General features: G+C 38.9%; 9 protein-coding genes and 1 pseudogene. 4 read left to right on the top strand and 6 right to left on the bottom strand.

Annotation, left to right across the window (positions count from 1 at the left end; translation table 11 throughout):
* Positions 1-441: 441 nt before the first annotated feature.
* From IM322_RS19000 to IM322_RS18975, 6 genes are all read right to left on the bottom strand, one after another.
* Positions 442-588 carry a hypothetical protein gene (locus tag IM322_RS19000; RefSeq protein ID WP_287676513.1) on the bottom strand — a complete coding sequence of 49 codons (147 nt, stop codon included), beginning with the start codon at positions 586-588 and terminating at the stop codon, positions 442-444.
* A gap of 75 nt (positions 589-663) precedes the next feature.
* Positions 664-2,610 carry a pentapeptide repeat-containing protein gene (locus tag IM322_RS18995; protein ID WP_287676512.1) on the bottom strand — a complete coding sequence of 649 codons (1,947 nt, stop codon included), beginning with the start codon at positions 2,608-2,610 and terminating at the stop codon, positions 664-666.
* 5 nt (positions 2,611-2,615) lie between these two features.
* Positions 2,616-2,900: a DUF2103 domain-containing protein gene (locus IM322_RS18990; protein ID WP_002758083.1), complete on the bottom strand. Its 285-nt coding sequence runs from the start codon at positions 2,898-2,900 to the stop codon at positions 2,616-2,618.
* A gap of 2 nt (positions 2,901-2,902) precedes the next feature.
* Positions 2,903-3,196, bottom strand: coding sequence for an ATP-dependent Clp protease adapter ClpS (gene clpS, locus IM322_RS18985; protein WP_287676511.1), 294 nt, complete (start codon positions 3,194-3,196; stop codon positions 2,903-2,905).
* Positions 3,197-3,251: 55 nt separating this feature from the next.
* Complete coding sequence (locus tag IM322_RS18980; protein WP_287676509.1) at positions 3,252-4,385, bottom strand: glycosyltransferase family 4 protein; 1,134 nt, start codon at positions 4,383-4,385, stop codon at positions 3,252-3,254.
* A 60-nt stretch (positions 4,386-4,445) separates the two neighbouring features.
* Positions 4,446-5,108, bottom strand: a complete 663-nt coding sequence (locus IM322_RS18975) for a 4'-phosphopantetheinyl transferase family protein (RefSeq protein WP_287676507.1) — start codon at positions 5,106-5,108, stop codon at positions 4,446-4,448.
* Between the two features lie 110 nt (positions 5,109-5,218).
* On the opposite strand from IM322_RS18975, the gene IM322_RS18970 reads away from it, so the two are divergent.
* From IM322_RS18970 to IM322_RS18955, 4 genes and pseudogenes are all read left to right on the top strand, one after another.
* Positions 5,219-6,160: a serine hydrolase gene (locus IM322_RS18970; RefSeq protein ID WP_287676505.1), complete on the top strand. Its 942-nt coding sequence runs from the start codon at positions 5,219-5,221 to the stop codon at positions 6,158-6,160.
* A 225-nt stretch (positions 6,161-6,385) separates the two neighbouring features.
* Complete coding sequence (locus IM322_RS18965) at positions 6,386-7,735, top strand: ParA family protein (protein ID WP_287676503.1); 1,350 nt, start codon at positions 6,386-6,388, stop codon at positions 7,733-7,735.
* Entirely contained in the window at positions 7,736-8,419 is a 684-nt protein-coding gene (locus IM322_RS18960) for a ParB N-terminal domain-containing protein (protein ID WP_287676501.1), read from the top strand.
* A 130-nt stretch (positions 8,420-8,549) separates the two neighbouring features.
* Positions 8,550-8,773: pseudogene (locus IM322_RS18955) on the top strand (Uma2 family endonuclease); the annotation flags it as partial.

Below are 8,773 nucleotides of genomic sequence, written 5' to 3'. Positions count from 1 at the left end.
ACTTAAGTAGGGAGGCACAATTATTTGTAGGATGGGTTAGCGGTAGCGTAACCCATGCGGGAGTTGGGTTTCATGCTTCAACCCAACCTACGTTCATCTTATATTTAATTCCACCCACCTACTTAAGGCAATCGATGAAACTTCTCTACTCCATTGCAGCACGCTGGCATTAGGTTGGGGACGTGCTAACTCGCTGATCATGTTAGTATCACACAGGAATGTCATTTAAGCTTTCTGCAAATGGATTAGAACGATCTTGGCGAGGAGGAACTTCTATAGTATAGTTTTCTTCAGCACAAATTTGTCGCAATTCTGCTAAAGCTTGGGCTAGGTTATCAAAATCTGTGGCTCTTCTGGTTTCTGTGTGGAAACGAGGTCTATACTGATACTTTCTTCCGCAAAATAGCCCTAAAAGTCCTGCCCGATCAGCATTTCACGATTCTATAAGCAAAAATTATCACACAAAGTCGAGAAGAGCCAATCTGTTTGAGTTTCATGTGCAACTAATTTCTTCTCTAAGAGCAATCTTTCTTCTTCAGAAAGGGATTGGATAATTTGGACGAGAGATTCAATCAATTTGGCATTCATGTTTTTTTCCTCTTTCCACTCATATTTCTGCTCCCCAAAACGAAAAGATAACTGCTGTATTTAAATTTTTACAGTTTATTTTAAATAAATCAAGAGATTTAACCCCGGAATCGTGCGCGAGAGAGTCCAGATAAGGAGAGTAATATAAAAGATGCCGATACCCCATTGATACCAAACTAAAAAAGAAATGATAGCGGGTAATTCTTGATCGCGAACTCGCCAATCATTAAAGCCTAATTTTAGCAAATTATTGAGACTTAAATCGTAATAATTTAACCAATTCCAACGCTTTTGCCAAGAAATAGGAGTATAACGATCGCGAAAGAGGGGAAATTCGGGAACCACGGGTAAACGGGTGATTAATAAGCGTAATTGTCGCATACTACCATCTTGCAGGAAATAGGAACTATCCATTAAATCGTGATAGCGTCCCCGACGATAAAGTTCGATAACTAAAATTAAGGGTAATGGGACAAGAATTAGGGCAATGGCTGTTAAAGTTAGTAGGGGACGACTGGCAGATTGCAGGATATTAAACACACCTGAAAGGGTGAGAATAATATAGCTAGTTACCATACAAAAGATTTCATAACGATTAGGAATTACCGGTTTAGGAGTGAGACGACGCACGCGATCAATTAACCAAAATAAACAGCCAAAATAGGCAAAAATTATGATTCCTGTACCGAAAACTAAACTAAAATTTGTACCATCTTGACTTAAGAGTAATAGTAAAGCAAGGAAAGAAGTATGCAGAAAATCAGCTAACCAAGTGAGGTTAATTAGGCGAATAATTGAGATATTATTCAGTTTTTGTTTTAACTGTTGAAATCGCAATTTTTCGGTTTTGTATTCAATTTGATTGGCATCGGCAATTTGTTCTAGGGAGCGAAAATTACGAACTAAATTTCTTAAAACTGTTTCATTTCCTGTTAAGTTTGGTAAATAAACTGCTTGACCAATTACTCCTCTATCTCCTAGTATTTTCGCTTTATCGGAATCAAAAGCTAATCCCGATACACTCAAATAACTATTTTTAGTAAAAGTGGAATTACTAAAATCTACCTGATCTAAAAGTTTCAGATCTTGAAAACTAACTACACCATTAAAATAACTAGACCGAAAAGCACCCGATTTTTCAAAAGTGGCATTTCTAAAGGTTAATAAACTTAAAAATCTACTCTTAGAAAATAGCGGACGATCTCGCCATTGACTTTGGGAAAAATTGGCTTCTTTTTCCCAGAAAGTACGGGTAAAATCTGCGGTTTTATCGTATTTAGTTTGATCAAAATAAGCTTCGGCAGTAAAATGACTGCGATGGAAGTTGGTAATACTTTTAAAATGTGCCGTGCGAAAGATAGCTTTATTTAAAAATTGACTTTGACTAAAATTTACATCTCCCATAAAAGTGGCTTTGGTAAATTTCGCTACCCTAGCAAAACGAGATTCTACCCAATTACTTTCACGACTAAATTTTGCTTCCATTGCTTCGACAATTTGCAGAAAAAAAGTCTTAGAAAAGTCCACTTCTCCCATAAATACGGTTCCGGACAACTTCACAGGTCCGCGAAATACTGTGACATTAAAAACCGGTTCATCGCTATCGAATAAAAAATTTTCGTCCTGTTGTAACAACTGTTCTTCCGTGGGTGATAATAAGGTAGCGAGAGCCACTTTTGTTAAAGGAGTCGGTAAACCCAGACGGGAAGCGATAAAATTGCCTTGAATTAAGGAATTACTAAAATCTAAACCTAGGGGTTGTTTAGCGCGATTAATTTGACCTTGAATCTGTTGATAAAATTGTTCCTGGAGTTCCTTATTTTCATCGCGGATATCGATAACTAAATTGGCTAAATCAATGGTAGTCATCCCTTCTTTAAGGACGGGTGCGCTTAAACGTTCCTGCAATAAAGTTACTGTTAAAGGAAGTCTATCCATTACTGCCAAACTAGGGAGAGAATGTACAGAGAAAAACAGAAAAACAATGATTAATAACCAGCAGCCTTTCAACAACGCACCCACGACAGTTATTTTCCTAAACAAGCTTGGATAGCCATTTCTAAATCCTCTTGGTTTAAATCGGTGATAACAAAGACTTCCTGCACACTTTTTCCTGTCCTCGCAATCACCTTAAAACCACCACGAATTGGTACTGATATCCGCAATTGTAACCGCGGACAATGACCTTTTGAGCGAGAAAGTACCCCCGGGGTGACAGTGGTGATTCCTTGATAGGTAATTAACTTTTCTAATACCGCAATCAACCCCGGAATATGAGTAGAATGATTCCAAACTAAACGACCATTATTCATAATTATGCGGCCTCTAGAGGAGCCATAGTTAATCCTTCCCGTCGCAATTGTTGGTGATAAAGTTCCGCTTGTTCTTGGGGACCTGACCAGACAATTGCTTGTCCTTGGTAGTGAACTTGATTAGTTAATTCCCAAGCTCGATCGGTAGTCATATCCGGGATATATTTAATTAAACAATTGGCCACATGATCGAAGGTGTTAAAGTCATCGTTGAGAACAATAACTTTATAGTTGGGATAAGTCTTTTTGACAACTTGGGTGGACTTATCTAAGGTGGTACTGGGTGCGCTGGCCATAAAAGTTACAATAGGTCAAGGTTTTTGCAATTAAATTCGAGCATTTTGACAACAATTAAGCGGCAAAAGCCACAGAATTATTATTCAAAACCCGGTGATAGTAATTTAATAATTGTTTGCTGGCCGCTTGCCATGCCCATTTTTCCGCTTCTAGGCGCGCATTTCGTCGTAATTCCTCTCTTTCTGCCTTGGCGGTTAGTAATCTCCGGGTGGCACTAATTAAACCCTTCTCATCCCTAGGATCGAAGAGATGACCATTAACTCCATCGGTGACAATATCGGGAATTCCCCCCGAATTTGCCGCCACCACCGGACAACCGGCAGCCATGGATTCTAAAAGTACCAAACCGAGGGTTTCTGTGCGTGAGGGAAAAAGAAAAGCATCTGCGGAAGCAAAAGCGGAGGCTAATTCTAACCCCTGTAAATAACCGACAAAATGGGTATTTGTGTCGGCAAAATGACTTGTTAAAGCTTCCCGATGGGGACCATCTCCCACAATGGCAAATCTTGCTTCGGGAATCGCTTCTAATACTGGTTTAATGCGATCAATTTCTTTTTCGGCCGAGACTCGACCAACGTATAATAAGAGAGGACTATCGGGGTTGTTTTGGGATAATTTCAGTCTCATAGCCGGGGATTTTAAATGAGGTTGAAATAATTCCGTATCGACTCCCCTTTGCCAAAGCTCTACCTTTTCAATGCCACGACTAGATAATTCTTGCACCATAGCAGTGGAAGTACAGAGATTTAAACTTGCTTGATTGTGGGCCAATTTTAATAATTCCCAGAGTAATCCTTCTAGGGAACCTAACCCGTAGTGTTGTAGGTATTGGGGGAGATGGGTATGATAGGAAGCGACGAGGGGAATGTTCATAGTTTTGGCAAAATAAATGCCTCCCACCCCTAAAATAGCGGGGTTAACCACATGAATAATATCGGGTTTGAACCTCTCTAAAGCTTGACCGACTGAGGGCCGGGGGAAAGCCATTTTTAATTCCGGATATAGGGGTAAGGGAATCCCTGTAACTCCATGAATTTTAGCACCTTTGTAATCCTTTAAACCGCCATCGGGAGAGAAAACTAATACCTGATGACCTAATCTTTGTAGGTGGTCAACGGTATGTTTAAGACGGGTGACAATTCCATCGATTTTCGGTAAGAAAGTTTCTGTAAAAAGAGCAATTCGCATAGAGAAAACAAGATTAAGTAATAATTAAGGACACCTGAAGGCAATTAACTCCCCAATCAATCATAGATCAGAAAGGCCAAAGGTTTTAATCACTCGATCGCTACCTTCGATAACCACCGTCGCTCGATAATTATCGCCGATTGCCGCTGTCCATAATTGCCATTCCCCCGCCACATTGTCTAATTTTAAGGGATTGAGGCCCACTTCCACTCGCTCGAGTCCCCCGCTAATTCCCGTTCCCAGTGCCTTTAAATAAGCCTCTTTTGCCGTCCATAACTGAAAAAATAGCTTTTCCTTCTCTGCGGACTTTTCAACCAGATCATGTTCCCTAGCACAAAAAAACCTTTTTGTCAAGCTATCTAAATCTTTCACCCCGCGCATTTTCTCTAAATCTACCCCGATGCGAGCGGTTAAAGTCAAGCCACAGATTGCCATCTCCTCGGAATGGGAGAGATTAAACTGCAATTGGTAGTTAATACTCGGTTTTCCCCGTTCACTGTAGATAAACTCGATTTTTTTGGGACTTATCGCCAAATATGACCCTAAAATCTCCCGTAAACACCCCCTAGCCACCAAAAAACGCCGCTTGTGTTGGGGAAAATGGTAACGATTAGCTCTAATTATTTCATCTTCCGAGAGCAAAGAAGCCAGTTTTTCTAGTCTGTCCCCAGGCGGATCGAGACTGATAAAATAGAGATGAACCTCATCGGTAGATATAAACATTAAACTCAGAAGCGTTCAAATAATTAATTATCGGTAAATTTTACCGTAAAATGAGAATTGCCGACTCAAGAATTTATCCACCTTCTAACTCTTGACTTTGCAGCACACCTATGAACTTTTTTCATACTGAAGACCACCTCCAACAGTTCGGTACAGATATTTTAGAAACAACTTGGCGAGAATTTCCCCAATTAGCTCAAGAACAAATTGCCCTAACTTGGATAGTATATGATCCTCCCGTTATCGTCAACACGGGGGGAGCAATTTCCCACGAAGAATTCTGGAAATATTCCCCCCGCGGATTTAGCTATCGCGGACAAGAAAGAACCTATCCTGCTAGTTTAGTGAAATTATTTTATCTAGTAGCAATTCATGAGTGGTTAGAAGGGGTAATGATTGCCGAAAGCACCGAATTAAATCGCGCCATTCGTGACATGATTGTTGACTCTAGTAATGATGCTACCAGTTTAGTTGTAGATCTGGTCACGGGAACCACTAGCGGTCCAGAAATTGCCGCCGGTCCCTTTGAAACTTGGAAGCAACAACGCAACATAGTTAATCGTTATTTTCAATCCCTAAATTGGCCAGAATTAGCGACAATTAACGTTAATCAAAAAACTTGGTCCGATGGTCCCTATGGACGTGAACGCACTTTTTTAGGGGAATTAATGGAGAATCGCAATATGTTAACTAGCAATGCAGTGGCGCGTTTAATTCATACTATTGTCGGGGGGATTGCTGTTTCTTCCCAACGTTCCCAAATGATGATGTCTTTACTAAAACGTAGTCTTAATCCTGCTGATTGGACAAGTCAAGGAGATGATACACAAATCTTAGGATTTCTGGGACAAGGATTACCAGAAAATAGTCAAATTTGGTCAAAAGCTGGTTGGACAAGTCAAGTACGTCACGATGCAGCCTATATTGAAATTCCCCATCATACTCCCTATCTCTTGGTAGTATTTACCGAGGGAAAAGATAACAGTCAAAATCGTTCAATTTTACCTTTTATTTCCCAGAGAGTAGCCGAGAAAATTATGCAGATTAATTAATTGAAGCTGTCAGTAGGATGCTTTTTAGATAAACATCCTACTGCAATAAACCCGTAAATTGACTGATATTCATCTCAATATGTAGCTTTTCTGGGATAGATGGGGTTCGTTCTTGCAGCTGAAATACCCGATTAAGTAAGGATTTAGTCTGTGCTTCACCTTGACGAGAAGGGCTGTCATCATTTAAACTAACAATAAGTTGTTCTTAAGTATTTCCTCAAATGTGTGACTTTCAATCCTCACTATTGTCATAACGAAAGGGAAGTGGAGAGTAAATTAATCGTCCAGTATTTACTCCCCAAACTAGGCTACAATGCCGAACATTGGTATCAACAAGTTAGCTTCGGTAAAGTACGCTTAGATTTCCTTGTTTCCGCTCAAAAACCTATCAACAAAAAGCAGTTTTTATCCTCTCACTGTCTAGTTATCGAAGCTAAAAACCCCAGAGAAAAGCTGAATAATCATCGTCACCGCTTAGGTTATTATCTCAACTACTTTAAAGTGCAGTGGGGTTTATTAACCAATGGTTATGAGATTCTACTTTATCAAAGGAAACCCGATAAAATTTATTTAGTTTTTAGATGTTCTGGGTTAGAAATTGCCTCTCACTTAGAACAGTTAAAATCTCTGATTGGCTACGAAACCTTATCCCTAGGCATTCAACCGCTCAATTCTCCAACAATCAACAACAGAAATCCCATGAAAACCATCGCAATTTATCATCATAAAGGTGGTGTTGGTAAAACCACCGTCGCTACCAATCTAGCGGCAGCTTTGAGTAAAAAAGGTAAGCGAGTATTATTGATTGATATTGATGCTCAAGCTAATAGTACCTTTGCCGTTGGTTTAATTAAGTTTCAATTCGATGATGACGATGATTTAAAAGATAAAAACGTCTTTCATTTGCTAGATAACAGTAACCGCATTTTTATTGAGAATATCGTCAGAAAGTCCCAAGGATTCAATCATCCAGAAATTGATGTTATTCCCTCTCACATATCTTTAATTGCTAACCAAGCTAAAATTAAAGATAATGCAGCGGTATTTGCTAGATTGGCAAGAAAATTAGAGAAAGTAAATAATCAATACGATATTGTAATTATTGATGCACCTCCCGCACTTGATTTGTATGCACGCATTGCTTTAATTGCCGCTGATTATCTGATAATTCCTTCTGATCTTAAACCATTTTCTAATCAAGGATTAGATAGCGTTAAAAACTTTGTTCAAGAGGAAATCAATGAAAGTCGTGGAGATTTGGGCAAACCAACACTACAAATTTTAGGCGTTTTACCTTCCAAAATTTCCACCCATGCTCAATACTTAAGATATAATTTTCCCAAACAAAAACAAGTGATTCCAGACAAATATAGTTTACACTTGATGGAATCAACTATCTCGGAAAGAATGCCTTTATCTCGCTGTATAAATCAATACGTTACCGTGGGAGATTTAGAAATTCCTGCCCCCCAATCTATAATTGATTATGCCGAACATCAAGCTGATGCGGGAGTATCAGCAGCAGAATTTGAAGCCTTAGCATTGGAAGTTTTAGCTAAAATAGGAGTTAAATAAATGTGGAAATTTTTACGAGTCGATATTACTGATATTAATCCTTCCGTTGCCAGAGAAACTTTCTCTGAAACTGAATTGGAAAATTTAGCCAATCTTATTATTGAAATGGGTGGAATTATTCGCCCTGCTATTCTCAAAAAAGCTGATAATAAAAAAGTTGATGAACGTTATAATATTATCAGTGGAGATTTAGAATATTATGCTTCTGTCATCGCTAATAAGAAAGTTCCTGACATCGAGATGATTAACGCTTTTGTAGTTGATAAAGAAGCGGAGAATATTGCTGTAGAGCAAATGCAGTTATTATCTGCTGCACCTGCGATAATTACCACGCCAGAAGAAATAGATAATTCTCTAGAATTGAGGATGAGTAATCTTGAAAAACTATTAGAAACCCAGTTACAAGCAATCCGAGAGGAGTACCAAAAAGAAATCAAAAGACTGGAAGAAAAAATTATTCCTCCTCCTCCTCCTTCTTATAAGTCGATTTTAGAGCTTTTAAATACCTGTGATGCTAATCAGCTTAAAAAAGGGGGAATTCTACCTGCATCTGTTAATGACTTTCTGAAAAAACGTTCAGAAAAGCCCTTTGACTCTTTGGAAGATATCCTAAATCGCCCAGTGTCAGGAGTTAAAGAGAAAAGATTAATTAAGCTTGTCGATTATCTGCTGACTTACAATTAATTTTTGTGGGTGTGTTGAGCTAATTTAACACACCCTACCGATCGATGTTATAATAATGGAAGATCAGTAAAAAAGCCTGATCCGATAGCGGGCAAAGATTAACAAGAAGACGGTTGAAAAGAGAAAACTTATGACAACTACTCCAGTAATTGCTGCTTCTTTAACAATTCCTCCCCTAGAAAACGGCGATAAATTAACTCGATGGGAATTTGAACGACGTTATCAAGGGATGCCCCATCTCAAAAAAGCGGAATTAATTGAAGGAATTGTTTATATGGCATCTCCCTTGAGAATTACCCAACATGGTGAACCCCACGCGCATATTATGTTATGGTTGGGTTTTTATAAAGCTTT

Origin of the sequence: Microcystis sp. M109S1, assembly GCF_020247025.1 — a bacterium.
GTDB lineage: Bacteria > Cyanobacteriota > Cyanobacteriia > Cyanobacteriales > Microcystaceae > Microcystis.
Note: the sequence above shows the minus strand (reverse complement) of the source record. Positions and strands in the feature narration are given on the sequence as shown.

Bases quoted from the DNA above. Each gene is read 5' to 3' on its own strand.
- IM322_RS19000 (WP_287676513.1), bottom strand. From the start codon at position 588: ATGAATGCCAAATTGATTGAATCTCTCGTCCAAATTATCCAATCCCTT.
- IM322_RS18990 (WP_002758083.1), bottom strand. From the start codon at position 2,900: ATGAATAATGGTCGTTTAGTTTGGAATCATTCTACTCATATTCCGGGG.
- clpS (WP_287676511.1), bottom strand. From the start codon at position 3,196: ATGGCCAGCGCACCCAGTACCACCTTAGATAAGTCCACCCAAGTTGTC.
- IM322_RS18980 (WP_287676509.1), bottom strand. From the start codon at position 4,385: ATGCGAATTGCTCTTTTTACAGAAACTTTCTTACCGAAAATCGATGGA.
- IM322_RS18975 (WP_287676507.1), bottom strand. From the start codon at position 5,108: ATGTTTATATCTACCGATGAGGTTCATCTCTATTTTATCAGTCTCGAT.
- IM322_RS18970 (WP_287676505.1), top strand. From the start codon at position 5,219: ATGAACTTTTTTCATACTGAAGACCACCTCCAACAGTTCGGTACAGAT.
- IM322_RS18960 (WP_287676501.1), top strand. From the start codon at position 7,736: ATGTGGAAATTTTTACGAGTCGATATTACTGATATTAATCCTTCCGTT.